We start from the raw sequence: 17,943 nt of genomic DNA, 5'->3' as shown, positions 1-17,943 counted from the left end.
ATGCACGTTGATCAAAACAAAATACTGGGATGCCTGGTGGGTGCCGCCGCCGCGGACGCGATGGGAGCCGCGACGGAAGTACGCACCCAGCAGCAAATAAAAGACTATTTTGGCGGCTGGGTGACGACCTTTCAAAAACCGCCTGCGGACACGTTTGGCCGCTGCAACGAAGCAGGGATGTGCACGGATGATTTTATTCAGGCGAAGTACATTATGGACGCGCTGCTGCGCCATCAACGCCAGGTCAGCGACGAGGCGATGCGCGAGGCTTTCCAGCAGTGGCTGGATTATCCTTTCTACGCCAACTTTACCGGTCCGACGACGCGTGCGGCAATGAAAGCGATATTTAATGATAATCGCGCCTCTTTGCAGGGCGAGCTGGAAGGCGAAAAACAATCGGTACAGATCATTAATAAGGGTAATGCCGAAGCCACCAACGGCGCGGCCATGAAGATTTGGCCAGCGGCGGTGCTGCACCCGGGTGATATTGACGCGGCGATTGACTGCGCGCTGCAGATTTGCCGTTTTACGCATAATAACGTGCTGGCGATGTCCGGCGCAGCGGCGATGGCGGCGGCAACCAGCGAGGCGTTAAGAGCGCAGACCAACGCAGACAGCATTATTGCCGCCGGTATTTACGGTGCGCAAAGGGGCTATCTGCTGGCGCAGGAGCAAGGTGCGATGATGGTGGCAGGTCCTTCCGTTGCCCGACGCATTGAGCTGGCCGTAGATATCGGTAAACGTCATCGCCATTGGGAAACGGCGGTGGTGGAACTTGCTGATATTATTGGCTCCGGGCTGCACGTGAGTGAAGCGGTGCCGGCGGCCTTTGGCCTGTTCGCGTGTTGTCCGAATTCTGCCGTAGATGCTATTATCTCCGGCGTTAATATCGGCAATGATACTGATACTGTCGCCACCATGGTTGGGGCGATTTCCGGCGCATTCCATGGCGTGGAGGCTTTTCCCGCCGATTATTTAACGACTTTGGATCGTATGAATCATTTCGATTTGGCAGAACTGGCCAGGCAAATCGCAGGGTAGCGAATTCACCCTGCCGGGGACGGTAAAACGTCCCCTGCTGGCGAAGACGTGAGGTGCGCAGCTTGCAGGTTGATAAAACGAGCTTTACTCCGCTTTATAAGCAACTATTTTTTATCATCTGTCAGCAGATCCAGAACGGGTCTTTGCCTTTGGGTAGCCAACTACCGACGCAAAAAGAGATTGCCAGATCCTACAACGTCTCGCTGATTGTGGTTAAACAGGCCTGGAGCGAATTAATCAATGCGGGCATTATTTCGTCGCAGCGCGGGAGTGGTTCGGTGGTGTGCTCGGTACCGGAAGGCGTGAGCTACGGCCACACGTTTCGCGGTATTACCCGCGATCTCCAGGACGCCAGCGTGGCGATTGAGAACCGTATTCTGGAAATCGCGCCGCGCCGCGCGCGCGACGCTCAGGCAGACGGCTTGAGCCTGCCCGCACAGCATCACTATCTCTATATTTCGCGTATTCGTTGCCTGAATAACCGTCCATTTAACCATGAGAAAATTTATCTCGATCTTAGCTTCTTTCCCGATCTGCAACTTACACCGCAGGCGCTGGAGCATACGTCGCTTTATTCGTTATTAAACGTCACAAGCGACTCGGCGATAGAAAAAGTTGAGGCGATTTTACCTTCCGCTGACCTGTGCGAAAAATTGCAAATCGCCGCCAATAAACCGCTGTTATCTGTCGCCAGACAGACGTTTCAGGCCGGGAAGGACAGCCCTTTTGAGTATTGCCGCTATTACGTGCTGTCTGAATACTTTGGTGAAATTCATTATCACTGATCTGTCCGCTTAATCCTGCGATAACCTCACTATATCTGGCGTTTACCTGCCTGACTGTCCGTCGTATTCTTGCTGAAAAAATCGTCAGGAGACAGGTATGTCGCTCTGGTTGTCCCATCCTCTGTTCCTCCCTTTCATCATCGTTGGCGTTACTATCCTTCTGTGGGCGACTTCGCTACTGCCGGAGTTTATGACCGCACTGCTATTTTTTGCTGCTGTGGTGGCGATGGGACCAGGGAAAGTTCCTGCGCGGGCGGGGATGCTGTGATGTATCGCGCTGGCGGGGGTACGCCAAAGCGATGGCTCTTTTGTCCTGCTGGCGACCGAGCGTAATTTACTGACCTTCAATCGCGCTTCTGCCGAGGAAATTCAGGATCCTCAGTGTGATATCTTGAACCAACAGGTCATCAAATGACAGCTTGATATTGCATTAACGAATGCCGTTTGGAGGCCGGACAAGGCTCTCGTGGCGCTATCCGGCAAAATCTGGCGATGGCGCGGGCGTTACCAGGCCGGTGGATCTGCAGGGTGGCTGTCATTTTCCAGATGCGGCGATTTAATAAACACGCCTTTCCAGGGTTTATCGCCGTTATTAATGAGATAATGCGCCTCCCCAGGTTCGCACTGTAAAACATCTCCAGTTTGCAGGATATGAGGTGTTCCTTCCAGATACAGGCACACTTCACCGCTTAGGGTATAAAAAACCTCACAAGCGGTATTATGGCGATGGTTAGGGAATGACTGCCCTGGTTGTAGTATAACGACGCCCATATCGCAGCCCGGCCCACGGATTAAGTATTTAGGGCCATTATCGCCAAAGCGGTATTCATGATTCTTCTCATTCGTTTTTTGCATGCTTATTCTCCTGTTACAGGCCGGGCGCTTTCCAGAGGGATGTCGTTAAGCCACCATCGACCAGCGCGCGTTGATCCTGATAAACGGCCTGCCATTTTTCTCTGGCCTGCTGGTAGACAGCGAAATTTTCAGGATTAGGTTTATGCTCCCGATCCCAGCGCACTAGCTTTTCTCCCGTTTCCGCCAGCGACGGCCAGATACCCACGCCAACGCCTGCGGCAATAGCGCACCCTAACGCGGTAGCTTCTTTGACGACAGGTACGTGAACGGTGAGTCCCGTAACGTCGGCAAGGATTTGGCTCCATAATTTGCCTTTAGATCCTCCGCCGGCAAAAACCAGCGAGTCGGCCTGTACGCCGGAAAACGCGGCAATTTGCTGTAAATTGCAGGCGGAAACAATGGCGGCATTCTCTTCCAGCGCGCGAAATAGGGTCGCTTTATTACACTTTTCAGGATCGATAGACAGATTGATAAACGACGGCGCGGCGTGGTACCAGCGTTTAAAACGCATAACGTCAGAGAAGATGGGCATCACACCGTGCGCGCCGGGAGGCACCCGGCTGGCCATATCTTCCAGCAGGGAATACGCATCAATACCTAACCTTTCAGCGATTAGTTTTTCCTCAGCGCAAAAGGCGTCGCGGAACCAACGCATCGTTAACCCAGTAAAAAAGCTAATAGATTCGGTTTGTACCATACCGGGGATCACATGAGGATTGATGCGAACGTTCATGTTTGGGTCGGTGACCGGCGTGGGAAGATTGACGACCTGTTGCCAGAAGGTTCCGCCCAGCACGGCCGTTTGCGCCGGGCGTACGACGCCCAGCCCCAGACAGCCTAACTGCACATCGCCGCCGCCAACGATGACCGGCGTACCCGCTTGCAGGTCGCACTGTTCAGCCGCTTTCTGTGAAATGTGACCGAGCAGCGTCCCGGTTTCTTTTACCGGCGAGAGAATGTCAGAACGCAGGCCCGCCATCTGTAACAGGCTACGTTTCCAGTTGCGGGTCACCAGATCCAATAACCCCGTCGTGCCTGCGTTGGAGGGATCGACCGCCAGTTCGCCGCTGAGCATAAAGGCCATCCAGTCGCTGATCATAGTGACGGTTGACGCGCGATGATAAATATCCGGACGATGGTGGGCAAGCCAGAGCAGACGCGGAATAGCGCTGAGCGCCAGCGTTTGCCCGGAGCAACGATAAACTTCCTCCTCAAAGGTGTTATCGTGCAGCTCTTTTAATTCACTGACTTCGTGCGCCGCGCGGGCGTCAACATTAGCGCAGGCCCAAATTGGTTCGCCGTTACTGTCATAAATAACAATGCCTTCACGCATCGAACAGGCCGATACGGCAGCGATAGCCGTTGCAGGAATGGCGGCTTTCTGTAGTGCCTGACGAATACACTGGCAAGCCAGTTGCCAGTTTTTGGCAAGATCAAACTCCATCGAACCAGGCACATCCGGCACGGCCAGATGCTGCCATTCCGCTTGACCGACAGCTATTTGCTTTCCTTGTAGATCAAAAATTACTGCTCTGACGCTACCGGTACCGGCGTCAAGAGCCATCAGGTAATGTCCTGATTCAGTATGGGTACAGAGTCGAGCCATTTTTTTATCCTCGGCTATTTTTACATCGTTACATAAAATCCTGTCAGTTATTGTTTATTGAATTGAGGTAAGTGTTATTTTATTTTTTATTTTTCAATAAGTTGAATTATTTTCCCTGCGGTTTTCTGATCGGTAACCAGCGCATTGATATAGTTACCGCGCATAGCGGCAATAATAGCTTCTGCTTTTTGTTCGCCGCCGGCGACGCCAATCACGGTTGGGATCGTGGAAAGTGAATTTAACTTCAGGCCAATTAATTCGTTATGGATTTTGATGTCTGGAATAATTTCGCCATGAGCATCAAAAAAATAGCCCAGAATATCGCCTACTGCGCCTTTGCGGCCAATCATGAGTTGTTCACCCTGAGTGATATAGCCGGATTTTAAGATACTGGCTTGATCTTTCTGGTTAATTGCCCCAATCCCCACGATGGCGGCATCGGCAGCTTGCGCTGTGAGCATCACATCCCGCACGCTATTTTCATTGCGCAGCGTGCAGGCAATTTCCTGCGATGATGCGCGCAGCGGCGCGGGCATAATACTTACGCTACAAGCGGCATCAAGCTGGCCTATTCCGGTCATATACGGCCCCACGCCGCCGGATAACGTGACCAGTCGGATTTGTTGCGCCGAGATAAATCCGCTGAGGCGTTTTAATGTGGTCATCGTGGCTTCGCCAAAGCCGACGGCCAGCAGTTGCTGTGGCCGCAGAGACTCCATCAACATATGGGCGGCGCCGATTCCTAAGCGCAGACCAATATCGGCATCGGGTAATGCCGGCAGCACGCGGATATTCTGCAATGCGAAGTGGTTGCGCAAGGCATTTTCATACTCAAGACACCCTTCGAAGCGGGAGTTGATTTGTACGCGAATAATACCGGACTGATGCCCTTTCTCCAGCAGACGAGAAACCTTTAGCCGGGTTAGCCCCAGACGCTCGCTGATTTCACTCTGCGTCAATCCATCGTGATAGTAGAACCAGGCAATACGCGCCACCTGCTCTTCTTCGCACATTCCATAATCAGATACCAACGTATTATCGCTCATTGTCATAACCTGGCTTTACTTTGAACATTTCTAAATCATTAACACAATTGTTCAGTTATCACTCCGAAATAACCGTGATTAACGCCACAAAAACGCGTCAAATCTGAACATTTATCATCTAAAAATTCATTTATTCAGAAAACGTGATCTGGATGAGAGTTTTTTGACCAAATAACTACTACCGTTTTGAACAATTTCTTTTTCAAAAAACATTTGTTCAGTCCCGTCAGTCAACATTGAGGGAGCGGAGGCAACATGCAAATCAGTCACAATACTGCATCCCCTCTGATTTGTGTGCAGAACATTTATAAAAGTTATTCCGGCGTCGAAGTACTAAAGGGAATTGACTTTACTCTGCATGCGGGAGAGGTGCACGCATTGCTTGGCGGCAATGGTGCGGGTAAATCAACATTAATGAAGATTATTGCCGGTATAGTCCCGCCAGATGGAGGGACTATCGATATTGCTGGTGTGCGTTGCAGTCATTTAACGCCTCTGAAGGCGCACCAGTATGGCATTTACCTGGTTCCCCAGGAGCCTCTGTTATTTCCGAGTTTATCTGTGCGGGAAAATATCTTGTTTGGCTTGCAGGGACGTCAGGCCTCCACGGAAAAAATGCAGCAGCTATTAAAGGCGATGGGATGCCAACTCGATCCGGCGAGCGCTGCGGGTACGCTTGATGTTGCAGACCGCCAGATCGTTGAAATTATGCGCGGCTTGATGCGCGACTCGCGAATCTTAATTCTTGATGAGCCCACGGCGTCGTTAACGCCAGCCGAAACTGATCGGTTATTTACGCGTCTGCAAGAGTTGCTGAAAAAGGGTGTCGGAATTGTATTTATTTCTCATAAGCTGCCAGAAATTAGACAGTTAGCTCACTGCGTTAGCGTGATGCGTGACGGTAAAATCGCATTATTCGGAAAAACGCATGACCTTTCTACCGACGAGATTATTCAAGCTATCACCCCGGCAACGCAGGGCGTCAGTCTTTCCGCGAATCAAAAGTTGTGGCTGGAATTGCCTGGCAGCCGCCCGCAGAACGAACGCGGCGCGACGGTATTAGCGCTGGAGTCACTGACGGGCGAAGGTTTTATGAATATCAACCTTGAGGTGCGGGCAGGCGAAATCCTTGGTCTGGCCGGGTTAGTCGGCGCGGGACGCACAGAACTGGCTGAAACGCTGTACGGTATTAGACCGGTCAATGTGGGGCGGATGCTGTTCAATGGCGAAGAAATTAACGCCCTGACAACCCAACAGCGGTTGCAGCTCGGCCTGGTCTATTTGCCGGAAGATCGGCAGTCATCCGGGCTGTATCTTGACGCTTCCCTGGCATGGAATGTCTGTTCGCTGACCCACAACCAAAAAGGATTTTGGATAAAGCCCCAGCGGGATAACGCCACTCTTGAACGTTACCACCGCGCGTTAAATATCAAACTCAATAATGCCGAACAGGCGGCGCGTACTTTATCCGGCGGTAACCAGCAAAAAGTATTGATTGCTAAATGCCTGGAAGCCTCTCCGCAATTACTGATTGTCGATGAACCGACCCGCGGTGTCGATGTCTCCGCCCGCAGCGATATTTATCAGCTGTTGCGCAGTATCGCGCAACAAAATGTCGCAGTGCTGTTTATTTCCTCCGATCTGGAAGAGATAGAGCAGATGGCCGATCGCGTATATGTCATGCACCAGGGGGAACTGGGGGGGCCTGCGTTATGCGGCGAGGAAATTAACGTTGATACCATCATGCACGTTGCGTTTGGCGAACATGGTGCGTCGGAGGCAACATGTTGAAATTCATCCAAAATAATCGGGAAGCGACGGCACTGCTGGCAATAGTCTGTTTATTCGTGTTTCCTGGCGCGCTGGATAGCCAGTATTTGAGCGTGCAAACGCTGACAATGGTTTTCAGTAGCGCGCAAATTTTGATGCTGTTGGCAATTGGCGCGACGATGGTAATGCTCACCCGCAATATTGATGTATCGGTGGGCTCGACGACAGGAATGTGCGCGGTATTGCTGGGAGTGATGTTAAACGCCGGCTATAGCCTGCCGGTCGCCTGCCTGGCCACACTAATATTAGGAATTGTCGCCGGATTTTTTAATGGCGTACTGGTTGCCTGGTTGAAGATACCCGCCATTGTCGCCACGCTGGGAACGCTGGGCTTGTATCGTGGGATCATGCTGCTATGGACAGGGGGAAAATGGATTGAAGGATTACCCGCAGGCTTAAAGCAACTCTCTGCTCCGGTGTTTCTGGGAATTTCCGCAATCGGCTGGTTTACCCTGGTGTTAGCGCTGCTTATGGCCTGGCTCCTGGCGAAAACCGCCTTTGGCCGCAATTTTTACGCCACCGGCGATAACCTGCAGGGCGCCCGGCAATTGGGTGTCCGTACCGAGATGGTACGCATCATGGCATTTTCACTTAATGGCGGTATGGCGGCATTGGCTGGAATCGTGTTTGCCTCGCAGATTGGCTTCATTCCCAATCAAACCGGCACGGGGCTGGAAATGAAAGCCATCGCGGCCTGCGTATTGGGGGGAATTAGCCTGTTAGGCGGGTCAGGCACGGTCATCGGCGCTATTCTCGGCGCTTATTTTCTTACGCAAATCGATAGTGTGTTAGTGCTGCTGCGCATCCCCGCCTGGTGGAACGATTTTATTGCTGGCCTGGTATTGTTGGGCGTACTGGTATTCGATGGGCGGCTGCGTTGCGCATTACAACGCAATCTGCGCCGCCAGAAATATGCCCGTTTTATATCACCACCCACTCCACTACAGGCGGAAGCAAAAACGCACGCACAACAGAATAAAAACAAAGAGGTGGCATGATGAATCCATGGCGACGCTATAGCTGGGAAATTGCGCTGGCAGCCTTATTGATCTTTGAAATTCTGGCTTTCGGTCTGATTAATCCACGTTTATTAGATATTAATGTCTTACTTTTTAGCACTAGCGATTTTATTTGTATCGGTATTGTCGCTTTGCCGCTAACAATGGTTATTGTCAGCGGTGGCATGGATATTTCATTTGGTTCTACAATCGGGCTATGCGCGATTACCCTGGGTGTGCTGTTTCAGCTCGGTATGCCGCTACCTTTAGCGATTATTATTACCCTACTACTCGGCGCAATATGTGGGCTGATAAATGCCGGACTTATTATTTATACCGGCGTAAACCCGTTGGTGATTACCCTGGGAACCATGTATTTATTTGGTGGTAGCGCATTATTGTTATCTGGTATGGCTGGCGCCACGGGTTATGAAGGTATTGGTGGATTTCCCACAGCGTTCACTGACTTTGCCAATATTTCATTTCTTGGTATTCCCATGCCGCTTATTTTTTTTCTTGTGTGCTGTTTGTTTTTCTGGCTGCTCATGCATCGCACGCATATGGGACGCAACGTTTTCCTGATTGGCCAGAGCGCCCGTGTCGCGCAGTACAGCGCGATCCCGGTGAATCGCACGTTGTATACCGTGTATGCCATGACCGGATGCGCCTCCGCTATCGCCGCCGTATTACTGGTTTCTTACTTTGGCTCCGCACGTTCGGATCTGGGCGCCTCTTTCCTGATGCCGGCCATTACGGCGGTTGTGCTGGGAGGCGCCAATATTTATGGCGGCTCCGGGTCGATTATGGGGTCCGCGTTGGCGGCGCTGCTGGTGGGATTTTTACAGCAGGGGCTACAGATGGCCGGAGTGCCGAATCAAATTTCCAGCGCATTGTCCGGTGCGCTTCTCATTGTTGTTGTCGTTGGTCGTTCCGTCAGTTTGCATCGTCACCAAATCCTTGAATGGTACTCACGCCGTCGCAATGCGCATCAGGCATGATTTCCTTTTGAAATTTATGGAGAAAAAAATGGCAAGACACAGCATTAAAATGATCGCCTTACTCACTGCGTTTGGTCTGGCATCTGCGGCAATGACCGTGCAGGCGGCAGAGCGGATTGCTTTTATTCCCAAACTGGTTGGCGTGGGCTTTTTTACCAGCGGCGGCAATGGCGCGCAGGAAGCGGGAAAAGCGCTGGGCATTGACGTAACTTACGATGGCCCTACAGAGCCCAGCGTCTCAGGCCAGGTTCAACTGGTGAATAACTTTGTCAATCAGGGGTATGACGCCATTATCGTTTCTGCCGTTTCGCCTGATGGCCTATGCCCGGCGTTGAAGCGGGCAATGCAAAGAGGCGTGAAAATATTAACCTGGGATTCCGATACCAAGCCGGAGTGCCGTTCTTACTATATCAATCAAGGGACGCCAAAACAGCTCGGCAGCATGCTGGTAGAGATGGCCGCTCATCAGGTGGACAAAGAGAAAGCGAAAGTCGCTTTCTTCTATTCCAGCCCAACGGTGACCGACCAGAACCAGTGGGTGAAAGAAGCTAAAGCCAAAATTAGCCAGGAACATCCGGGGTGGGAGATAGTCACTACCCAGTTTGGCTATAACGATGCCACGAAATCGCTCCAGACGGCGGAAGGTATCATCAAAGCGTATCCCGATCTGGATGCCATCATCGCGCCTGACGCTAACGCTTTACCTGCTGCGGCACAGGCGGCGGAGAACCTTAAACGCAATAATCTCGCGATTGTTGGTTTTAGTACGCCGAATGTAATGCGCCCTTATGTTCAGCGCGGCACTGTTAAAGAGTTTGGCCTGTGGGATGTCGTCCAACAGGGAAAAATTTCCGTATATGTCGCCAACGCGTTGCTGAAAAATATGCCAATGAATGTCGGTGACTCACTGGATATTCCCGGCATCGGCAAAGTCACCGTTTCACCTAATAGTGAGCAGGGATATCACTATGAGGCAAAAGGTAACGGCATTGTGTTATTGCCGGAGCGTGTCATTTTCAACAAAGACAATATCGACAAATATGATTTCTGATAACTGTTATGTATCGACGGAGTAAAGAATGGCTGATTTAGATGATATTAAAGATGGCAAAGATTTTCACACCGATAAACCACAAACTAACACTTTGTTCGCATTAAAAGGCTGTGGCGCGCTGGATTGGGGAATGCAGTCCAGACTGGCGAGGATTTTTAATCCCAAGACCAGAAAAACGGTCATGCTGGCCTTTGACCATGGATATTTCCAGGGGCCGACAACCGGACTTGAGCGTATTGATATCAATATTGCGCCGCTCTTTGAATATGCTGATGTCTTAATGTGTACTCGCGGCATATTACGCAGTGTTGTACCTCCGGCAATTAATAAACCAGTCGTTTTACGCGCGTCCGGGGCGAATTCTATTCTCACTGAATTAAGCAATGAGGCGGTTGCGGTGGCGATGGATGACGCTGTGCGGTTGAATAGCTGTGCTGCTGCCGCACAGGTTTATATTGGTAGTGAGCATGAACATCAGTCGATTAAAAATATTATTCAACTGATTGATGCCGGGTTACGCGTCGGGATGCCAATAATGGCAGTAACCGGGGTGGGTAAAGATATGGCTCGCGACCAGCGTTATTTTTCACTGGCAACGCGTATCGCTGCGGAAATGGGGGCGCAAATTATCAAAACGTATTATGTCGATAAAGGTTTTGAGCGTATTGCGGCAGGTTGTCCGGTGCCGATTGTCATCGCCGGCGGTAAAAAACTGCCTGAACGTGAAGCATTGGAAATGTGCTATCAGGCGATTGACCAGGGGGCTTCTGGCGTAGATATGGGGCGTAATATATTCCAGTCAGAAGATCCGGTAGCCATGATTAAAGCGGTACATGCTGTCGTTCATCATAACGAAACAGCAGAGCGTGCTTATGAGCTGTTTTTGAGTGAGAAAGGTTAAATGAGATCGCTTCCCCATCTTTTACCGATGCGAGGAGATGGGGATGACTGTTATTTTATTTGGAATAATCAGGGGGTTAATGATGCACGTTACGCTGGTTGAAATTAACGTTCATGATGACAAGGTTGAACAATTTATCGATGTTTTTCGGCAAAATCATCTGGGCTCAATTAAAGAGCCGGGTAACTTGCGTTTTGATGTTCTGCAGGATCCGCAGGTGCCTACGCGATTTTATATTTATGAAGCCTACGTTGATGAACAGGCCGTCGCTTTTCATAAGACAACGCCACACTATAAAACTTGCGTGGAGCAGCTTGAACCGTTGATGACCGGTCCGCGGACAAAAAAAGTTTTTATGGGTTTGATGCCTTAAGGAGCGCTCATGAACAGCCAGTTTGCCGGATTAACGCGCGAAGCATGTGTGGCATTGTTAGCGTCATATCCGCTTAGTGTGGGTATTCTGGCAGGGCAGTGGATTGCGTTACATCGCTATTTGCAACAGTTGGAAGCGCTAAACCAGCCGCTGTTGCATTTGGATTTGATGGATGGTCAATTTTGCCCGCAGTTTACCGTTGGGCCATGGGCAGTTGGGCAACTGCCGCAAACCTTTATCAAAGATGTTCATTTGATGGTAGCGGATCAATGGACGGCGGCACAAGCCTGCGTGAAGGCGGGCGCACACTGCATCACGCTTCAGGCTGAAGGCGATATTCATCTGCATCATACGCTAAGCTGGCTTGGTCAGCAGACCGTGCCCGTTATTGGCGGTGAAATGCCGGTGATCCGGGGGATTAGTTTATGCCCGGCAACGCCTCTGGATGTCATTATCCCCATTCTGAGCGACATCGAGGTTATTCAACTACTGGCAGTGAACCCTGGATACGGCAGTAAAATGCGCTCCAGTGATTTGCACGAGCGCGTGGCGCAGCTTCTCTGTCTACTTGGTGATAAACGCGAAGGTAAAATTATCGTTATTGATGGGTCGTTAACGCAGGATCAATTGCCTTCGCTGATTGCACAGGGCATCGATCGTGTTGTTTCTGGTAGTGCGTTATTTCGTGATGATCGGCTGGTTGAGAATACGCGGAGCTGGAGGGCGATGTTTAAGGTTGCCGGGGATACTACTTTCTTACCCTCCACAGCATAAATGCCGGATGGCGGCTTTACCTTATCAGGCCTACATAAGCACTCGGCTGGTAGGCCTGATAAGCACAGCGCCATCAGACATTGATCGGCAATTAAGCCTGTTTAGCAGCTTCTGCTGCTTTCACGATCACCGCGAAAGCGTCAGCTTTCAGAGAAGCACCGCCAACCAGCGCGCCGTCGATGTCCGGCTGCGCGAACAGTTCGGCTGCGTTGGAGGCATTAACAGAACCGCCGTACTGGATAATGACCTGTTCAGCGATTTTCGCGTCAGCTTTAGCAATGTGGTCACGGATGAATTTGTGAACCGCCTGCGCCTGCGCAGGAGTTGCAGATTTACCGGTACCGATCGCCCATACGGGTTCATAAGCGATAACCGCGCCTTCAAAGGCTGCCGCGCCCTGCGTTTTCAGTACCGCGTCGATCTGGCGTGCGCACACTTCTTCTGTTTTGCCCGCTTCGTTTTCCGCTTCGGTTTCACCGATGCACAGTACCGGCGTCAGACCTTGTTCTTTCAGTACGGCGAATTTTTTGGCGATCAGCTCGTCAGATTCTTTGTGATAAGTACGACGCTCGGAGTGGCCGATAATAATGTACTGCGCGCCGATATCCTTCAGCATTTCAGCCGAAGTTTCACCGGTGAATGCGCCAGACAGGTTCAGATCAACGTTCTGCGCGCCCAGCATAATGTGGCTACCGGCAGCAGCGCGTTTCGCCAGATCGATATACATTTCCGGCGGAGCGATTGCCACGTCGCAGCCTGCTACGCCCGTCAGTTCTTTACGCAGGTTAGCCACCAGTTCGTTTACCATGTGGCGGCTGCCGTTCAGTTTCCAGTTACCCATCACTAAAGGATGTCGCATTTCATTTCTCCACGCTTAGTCAGCGAATTAAGGAAGATGGCCGCTCGTCAGAGCAGCATGGTCTGTGAAACAGTATAGAGATTCATCCCCGGAAAGGCTTTGCTTTTTGTCATCAATTCGCCCCTTCCAGATTTTCAGATAACGCCAGCTTAATCGGTTCAACCGCGAAGGTCAGCCCCTTTTCGCCGTTATCTGCGACAACATAACGTACCGCGCCTTCGGTCTCGGCGTAATAGTGTTTACCTTTACCGGCGATAAGCATCTTTTGCAGTTTTTTCTGGCTTTGCTCTTTTGTCAGTAACGGGGCGACAGTGCGAATAATGGCGGCCATATATTCCAGCGCTTTCGCTTTCGCCGCTTTCTGTTCCGGCCCCTGAATGGGCAGCCAGGTAATCTGCATACTTTTCACTTTGAGCGTACCGCGCTCCAACGCCGTGGAGGCATACAGATTTTCGTTAATCTTACTGGCGGCGCGGGTCAGATTCGCCTTATCGCGGCTATTCTCAATGGCGCGAAATTCATTGAGCGGCAGATCGGGATTCTGGCGGTTAAAGTTCTCACGAAACTGGCTAATAGAAAGATCAAAGGTTGGCGAGCCCGCCAGCAGATAGGGCGCTGTCGTGGTCGATGAAGAGAGCTGCGCGTGCGCCGTTATGCTGGCGGTGAGAGCAGAAAACAACAGTAAAAACAGAGTACATCCTGGCTTCATCAATCTTACCTTTCGTTAGGACTGCTCACGATTAAAACGATAACTGTCGGGCTTGTCAAAAGGGTAAACTGTAGCGGAAGGCAAAATATAAGGAACTTACATGACCATACAGCAATGGTTATTCTCATTTAAAGGGCGTATCGGACGCCGTGATTTCTGGATTTGGATCGGCCTCTGGTTTGCCGGGATGCTGGCGCTATTTTCGCTGGCGGGGAAAAACCTGCTTGATATCCAAACGGCGGCATTTTGCCTGGTGTGCCTGCTGTGGCCGACCGCCGCCGTCATGGTCAAACGTCTGCATGACCGGGGGCGATCCGGCGCGTGGGCGTTGCTGATGATTCTGGCGTGGATGCTGCTGGCCGGAAACTGGGTGATGCTGCCGGGGATGTGGCAGTGGGTCGTCGGGCGATTTATTCCGACGCTGATCCTGGTGATGATGCTTATCGATCTGGGCGCGTTTGTCGGTGTTCAGGGGGAAAATAAGTTTGGGAAAGCGACACAGGACGTGAAGTTTAAAGCAGAATCGTAAACGGGCGGTAAACCGTAATTTGCCCGGTGGTGCTGACGCTTACCGGGCCCACAGATTGGTGATGATTTGCAGGAGGCCGGATAAGCCCCAGCCGCCATTCGGTAAAACATCACCAGTAATGTTCAGCCGTCATCTGCCCCGGTCGGCGGCGCAGATGTTTAGTCATCTGTCGGGTCTCTTTCAGCAGTTGCTGCGTATCGCGCACCATCTGCGGGTTCCCGCACAGCATGACGTGGCTGGTCTCTTTATCCATCGGTAATCCAACGGCTTTTTCCAGCTCGCCGTTTTCAATGAGCGCTGGCACGCGTCCGGTAAGCGAGCCTGGCACGCTCTCCCGGCTGACCACCGTTTGGATGCGCAGCTTGCCTTCATAACGCTGTTGCAGTTCCAGCATTAGCGGCAGATAGCTTAAATCGGCGGCGAAGCGTGCGGCGTGGACCAAGACCAGATTTTTAAAGCGCGCGACATCCTGGCCATATTGCAGAATAGACAAATACGGGCCAATAGCGGTTCCGGTTGCCAGCATCCATAGCGTCTCGCAGTCAGGCACTTCATCCAGTACAAAGAAACCCGACGCGTCGCTGACCACTTGCACCTCATCGCCAGGTTTTAGCGCTGCCAGCCGCGGGCTGAGCTTTCCTTGCGGCACCGTCACCAGATAAAACTCTAAATTCGGATTGTCAGGCGCATTGACATAGGAATACGCGCGCTGAACGCGCTCGCCATCGATCTCCAGTCCGAGTTTGGTAAATTGGCCTGCAGTAAAAGGATTAATGGGGGCGTGCACGGTCAGGCTGAACAGTGCGTCAGTCCAGTTTTGCACCTTAGTGACTTTACCTGTTACCCAATCGGCCATGGTTTTCTCCTGTTCTGAATCGCTAACCTTATCTTCGTTCGTCAGGAGAAAGATTTCCAGCCCCGCGAGGCTGGAAGGCTCTAACTAACAAATGCGCTAGAGGATATGCGCCTGCACATCCGGATCTTTACGATCAAGATAGTGGATCGACTGAATGCGGCGGATGGTGCGTGATTTGCCGCGGATCAGCAGCGTTTCCGTCGTGGCAATATGGCCTTTCCGGCTAATTCCTTCCAGCAGATCGCCTTTCGTGATGCCGGTCGCGGAGAAAATAACGTTATCGCTACGCGCCATGTCGCCCAGGCATAACGCCTTGCCCGCTTCAATGCCCATTGCTTTGCAGCGCGCCAGTTCCTGTTCGCCAATGCGGCGGTTTTCTTCGCTGTCGCCTTTCACGTCATGGCGCGCCAGCAGACGTCCCTGCATATCGCCGTCCAGCGCGCGGATCACCGCTGCGGATACCACGCCTTCTGGTGCGCCGCCAATCCCGTACAGCACGTCGACTTCGCTATCCGGCATACAGGTCAGAATTGAGGCCGCGACGTCGCCGTCAGGAATGGCAAACACGCGTACGCCCAGTTTGGCCATCTCTGCGATGACCTCGTCATGACGCGGTTTTGCCAGAATGGTCACGGTCAGATCGCCAAGCGGTTTACCCAGCGCATCCGCGATGTTGCGCAGGTTATCCGCCAGCGGCAGATTGAGATCAATTGCCCCTTTGGCGCCCGGACCGACAATCAGTTTTTCCATATACATATCGGGCGCATTCAGGAAACAGCCTTTATCGCCGACCGCCAGCACCGCCAGCGCGTTCGCCTGACCCATCGCCGTCATGCGCGTGCCCTCAATCGGATCGACGGCGATATCTACCGCATCGCCGTGGCCGGTACCGACTTTCTCGCCGATATAGAGCATCGGGGCCTCGTCGATTTCGCCTTCGCCAATCACGATGGTGCCGTCAATGTTGACCTGGTTGAGCATGATACGCATGGCGTTGACCGCCGCGCCGTCCGCGGTATTTTTATCGCCGCGTCCCAGCCATTTGTAGCCAGCCAGCGCCGCCGCTTCGGTCACACGGGAAAATTCGATGGCAAGTTCTCGTCTCATAACAAACTCGTAGCAAAAAGGAGTGGCGCGCAGTGTAGCACAGGGGAAGGAGGGAATAATTGATGTGTGTGCGGAGTTGCCTCCGCACAAAGATTTTGCCGGATGGCGACCTTACTTGTCGTGCTCTTCCCACGCCATTGCGCGTTTAACCGCTTTCTTCCAGCCGCTGTAACGGTAGTTACGCTCGGTGGTTTCAATGCCGGGGCGGAATTCTCGCTCAATGACGGCTTTTTCCTGCAGCTCGTCCAGGTTCTGCCAGTAACCGACGGCCAGGCCAGCCAGATAGGCGGCGCCCAGCGCGGTCACTTCGCGCACTTCCGGGCGTTCCACCCGCGTGCCGAGAATATCTGACTGGAACTGCATCAGGAAGTTGTTGGCCACTGCGCCGCCGTCCACACGCAAAGCATGCAGGCGGATACCGGAGTCGGCCTGCATCGCTTCCAGTACGTCGCGGGTCTGGTAAGCGATGGATTCGAGCGTCGCGCGGATAATGTGATTAGAGTTCACGCCGCGAGTCAGGCCAAAAATGGCGCCGCGGGCATACGGGTCCCAGTACGGCGCGCCCAGACCGGTGAAGGCCGGAACCACGTAGACGCCGTTGGTATCTTTCACTTTCGTGGCGAAATATTCGGAGTCGAACGCGTCGCTGATGAGCTTCATTTCATCACGCAGCCATTGAATGGACGCTCCCGCCATAAACACCGCGCCTTCCAGCGCATAGTTGACTTCGCCGCTTGGGCCGCAGGCGATGGTGGTCAGCAGGCCGTTTTCCGATTTTACCGCTTTCTCGCCGGTGTTCATCAGCATAAAGCAGCCGGTGCCGTAGGTATTCTTTGCCATTCCTTCCTTTACGCACAGTTGGCCGAATAGCGCGGCCTGCTGATCCCCGGCAATCCCGGCGATAGGAATACGTGTACCGCCTTTACCGCCAATATTGGTCTGGCCGTAGACTTCGGAGGACTTACGTACCTGGGGCAGCATCGCGCGTGGGATATCCAACACGTCCAGCATCTTATCGTCCCAGTCCAAATCATGGATGTTGAACAGCATGGTTCGTGAGGCGTTGGTGTAATCCGTAACGTGGACGCGGCCCTGCGTCATCTTCCAGATAAGCCAGGTATCCACCGTACCGAACAGCAGCTCGCCACGCTTCGCGCGTTCGCGCGAACCTTCCACATGGTCAAGGATCCATTTCACTTTAGTGCCAGAGAAGTACGGGTCGACGACCAGACCGGTATTGTCGCGGATGTAATCTTCCAGGCCGTCGCGTTTAAGCTGTTCGCAAATATCGGCGGTACGACGGCACTGCCAGACAATAGCGTTGTATATCGGTTTGCCGGTTTCACGTTCCCAGACGATCGCGGTTTCACGTTGGTTGGTGATACCGATAGCGGCAATCTGATCGGAACTGATATCGGCCTTAGCCAGCACTTCTACCAGCGTTGAGCTTTGGGACGCCCAAATTTCCATCGGGTCGTGTTCTACCCAGCCTGGCTTAGGATAAATTTGCTCAAATTCACGCTGTGATACGCTGACGATATTCGCGTCATGATCCATAACGACCGCGCGGGAGCTGGTGGTACCCTGGTCGAGCGCAACGATATATTTTTTTTCAGTCATAA

At 52.3% G+C, this 17,943-nt stretch carries 18 protein-coding genes and 2 pseudogenes; 12 read left to right on the top strand and 8 right to left on the bottom strand.

Annotated features, from left to right (window positions below; genetic code table 11):
* The 4 genes and pseudogenes from ACLJRE_RS20115 to ACLJRE_RS20100 all read left to right on the top strand — a co-directional run.
* Nucleotides 1-1,041 (top strand): ADP-ribosylglycohydrolase family protein, encoded by a 1,041-nt coding sequence (locus ACLJRE_RS20115; protein ID WP_023195949.1) that lies wholly within the window; start codon nt 1-3, stop codon nt 1,039-1,041.
* Between the two features lie 62 nt (nt 1,042-1,103).
* Nucleotides 1,104-1,826: a GntR family transcriptional regulator gene (locus ACLJRE_RS20110; RefSeq protein ID WP_001528882.1), complete on the top strand. Its 723-nt coding sequence runs from the start codon at nt 1,104-1,106 to the stop codon at nt 1,824-1,826.
* A 97-nt stretch (nt 1,827-1,923) separates the two neighbouring features.
* Nucleotides 1,924-2,049, top strand: a pseudogene (locus tag ACLJRE_RS20105) (hypothetical protein); the annotation flags it as partial.
* Between the two features lie 51 nt (nt 2,050-2,100).
* A pseudogene (locus ACLJRE_RS20100) lies at nt 2,101-2,241 on the top strand (CDP-diacylglycerol diphosphatase); the annotation flags it as partial.
* Between the two features lie 89 nt (nt 2,242-2,330).
* Here the strand turns inward: ACLJRE_RS20100 and ACLJRE_RS20095 are convergent.
* From ACLJRE_RS20095 to lsrR, 3 genes are all read right to left on the bottom strand, one after another.
* Nucleotides 2,331-2,681: a cupin domain-containing protein gene (locus tag ACLJRE_RS20095; RefSeq protein WP_001173083.1), complete on the bottom strand. Its 351-nt coding sequence runs from the start codon at nt 2,679-2,681 to the stop codon at nt 2,331-2,333.
* A gap of 13 nt (nt 2,682-2,694) precedes the next feature.
* On the bottom strand, nt 2,695-4,287 hold the full coding sequence (gene lsrK / locus ACLJRE_RS20090) for an autoinducer-2 kinase (RefSeq protein WP_000113088.1): 1,593 nt from the start codon (nt 4,285-4,287) through the stop codon (nt 2,695-2,697).
* An 86-nt stretch (nt 4,288-4,373) separates the two neighbouring features.
* Nucleotides 4,374-5,333 carry a transcriptional regulator LsrR gene (lsrR, locus tag ACLJRE_RS20085; RefSeq protein ID WP_001283049.1) on the bottom strand — a complete coding sequence of 320 codons (960 nt, stop codon included), beginning with the start codon at nt 5,331-5,333 and terminating at the stop codon, nt 4,374-4,376.
* Between the two features lie 255 nt (nt 5,334-5,588).
* Between lsrR and lsrA the strand changes: the two genes are divergently transcribed.
* From lsrA to ACLJRE_RS20050, 7 genes are all read left to right on the top strand, one after another.
* The gene (gene lsrA / locus ACLJRE_RS20080) at nt 5,589-7,124 is read left to right on the top strand and encodes an autoinducer 2 ABC transporter ATP-binding protein LsrA (protein WP_023212198.1); all 1,536 of its coding nucleotides are present in this window, start codon (nt 5,589-5,591) and stop codon (nt 7,122-7,124) included.
* Nucleotides 7,118-8,161, top strand: a complete 1,044-nt coding sequence (lsrC, locus tag ACLJRE_RS20075; protein WP_000911133.1) for an autoinducer 2 ABC transporter permease LsrC — start codon at nt 7,118-7,120, stop codon at nt 8,159-8,161. The genes lsrA and lsrC overlap by 7 nt, the downstream gene beginning before the upstream one ends.
* Complete coding sequence (lsrD, locus tag ACLJRE_RS20070) at nt 8,158-9,159, top strand: autoinducer 2 ABC transporter permease LsrD (protein WP_000981826.1); 1,002 nt, start codon at nt 8,158-8,160, stop codon at nt 9,157-9,159. Before lsrC ends, lsrD begins: the two co-directional genes overlap by 4 nt.
* 28 nt (nt 9,160-9,187) lie before the next feature.
* A complete protein-coding gene (gene lsrB, locus ACLJRE_RS20065; protein ID WP_000090737.1) occupies nt 9,188-10,210 on the top strand; it encodes an autoinducer 2 ABC transporter substrate-binding protein LsrB in 1,023 nt (340 codons plus the stop codon).
* A 28-nt stretch (nt 10,211-10,238) separates the two neighbouring features.
* Nucleotides 10,239-11,114 (top strand): 3-hydroxy-5-phosphonooxypentane-2,4-dione thiolase, encoded by an 876-nt coding sequence (gene lsrF / locus ACLJRE_RS20060; protein ID WP_000774146.1) that lies wholly within the window; start codon nt 10,239-10,241, stop codon nt 11,112-11,114.
* An 82-nt stretch (nt 11,115-11,196) separates the two neighbouring features.
* Entirely contained in the window at nt 11,197-11,487 is a 291-nt protein-coding gene (gene lsrG, locus ACLJRE_RS20055) for a (4S)-4-hydroxy-5-phosphonooxypentane-2,3-dione isomerase (RefSeq protein ID WP_001543603.1), read from the top strand.
* 9 nt (nt 11,488-11,496) lie between these two features.
* Nucleotides 11,497-12,261: an epimerase gene (locus tag ACLJRE_RS20050; RefSeq protein ID WP_023137067.1), complete on the top strand. Its 765-nt coding sequence runs from the start codon at nt 11,497-11,499 to the stop codon at nt 12,259-12,261.
* Nucleotides 12,262-12,352: 91 nt separating this feature from the next.
* Here the strand turns inward: ACLJRE_RS20050 and tpiA are convergent, their stop codons facing one another.
* Both tpiA and ACLJRE_RS20040 read right to left on the bottom strand, forming a co-directional pair.
* Nucleotides 12,353-13,120: a triose-phosphate isomerase gene (tpiA, locus tag ACLJRE_RS20045; protein WP_001216339.1), complete on the bottom strand. Its 768-nt coding sequence runs from the start codon at nt 13,118-13,120 to the stop codon at nt 12,353-12,355.
* A gap of 112 nt (nt 13,121-13,232) precedes the next feature.
* Nucleotides 13,233-13,829 carry a YiiQ family protein gene (locus tag ACLJRE_RS20040; RefSeq protein WP_000802241.1) on the bottom strand — a complete coding sequence of 199 codons (597 nt, stop codon included), beginning with the start codon at nt 13,827-13,829 and terminating at the stop codon, nt 13,233-13,235.
* A gap of 100 nt (nt 13,830-13,929) precedes the next feature.
* Here ACLJRE_RS20040 and ACLJRE_RS20035 point away from each other — a divergent pair, with 100 nt between their 5' ends.
* Nucleotides 13,930-14,358: a DUF805 domain-containing protein gene (locus ACLJRE_RS20035; protein WP_000155238.1), complete on the top strand. Its 429-nt coding sequence runs from the start codon at nt 13,930-13,932 to the stop codon at nt 14,356-14,358.
* A 109-nt stretch (nt 14,359-14,467) separates the two neighbouring features.
* On the opposite strand, the gene fpr is transcribed toward ACLJRE_RS20035, so the two are convergent.
* The 3 genes from fpr to glpK all read right to left on the bottom strand — a co-directional run bounded on the left by fpr (nt 14,468) and on the right by glpK (nt 17,941).
* Nucleotides 14,468-15,214 carry a ferredoxin--NADP(+) reductase gene (gene fpr / locus ACLJRE_RS20030; protein ID WP_000796304.1) on the bottom strand — a complete coding sequence of 249 codons (747 nt, stop codon included), beginning with the start codon at nt 15,212-15,214 and terminating at the stop codon, nt 14,468-14,470.
* 96 nt (nt 15,215-15,310) lie between these two features.
* A complete protein-coding gene (gene glpX / locus ACLJRE_RS20025) occupies nt 15,311-16,321 on the bottom strand; it encodes a class II fructose-bisphosphatase (RefSeq protein ID WP_001250624.1) in 1,011 nt (336 codons plus the stop codon).
* Nucleotides 16,322-16,432: 111 nt separating this feature from the next.
* Nucleotides 16,433-17,941 (bottom strand): glycerol kinase GlpK, encoded by a 1,509-nt coding sequence (gene glpK / locus ACLJRE_RS20020; RefSeq protein WP_000136809.1) that lies wholly within the window; start codon nt 17,939-17,941, stop codon nt 16,433-16,435.
* Between the last annotated feature and the right edge of the window lie 2 nt (nt 17,942-17,943).

The organism is Salmonella sp. SAL04157, assembly GCF_046551635.1.
Classification (GTDB): domain Bacteria; phylum Pseudomonadota; class Gammaproteobacteria; order Enterobacterales; family Enterobacteriaceae; genus Salmonella; species Salmonella enterica.
Note: the sequence above shows the minus strand (reverse complement) of the source record. Positions and strands in the feature narration are given on the sequence as shown.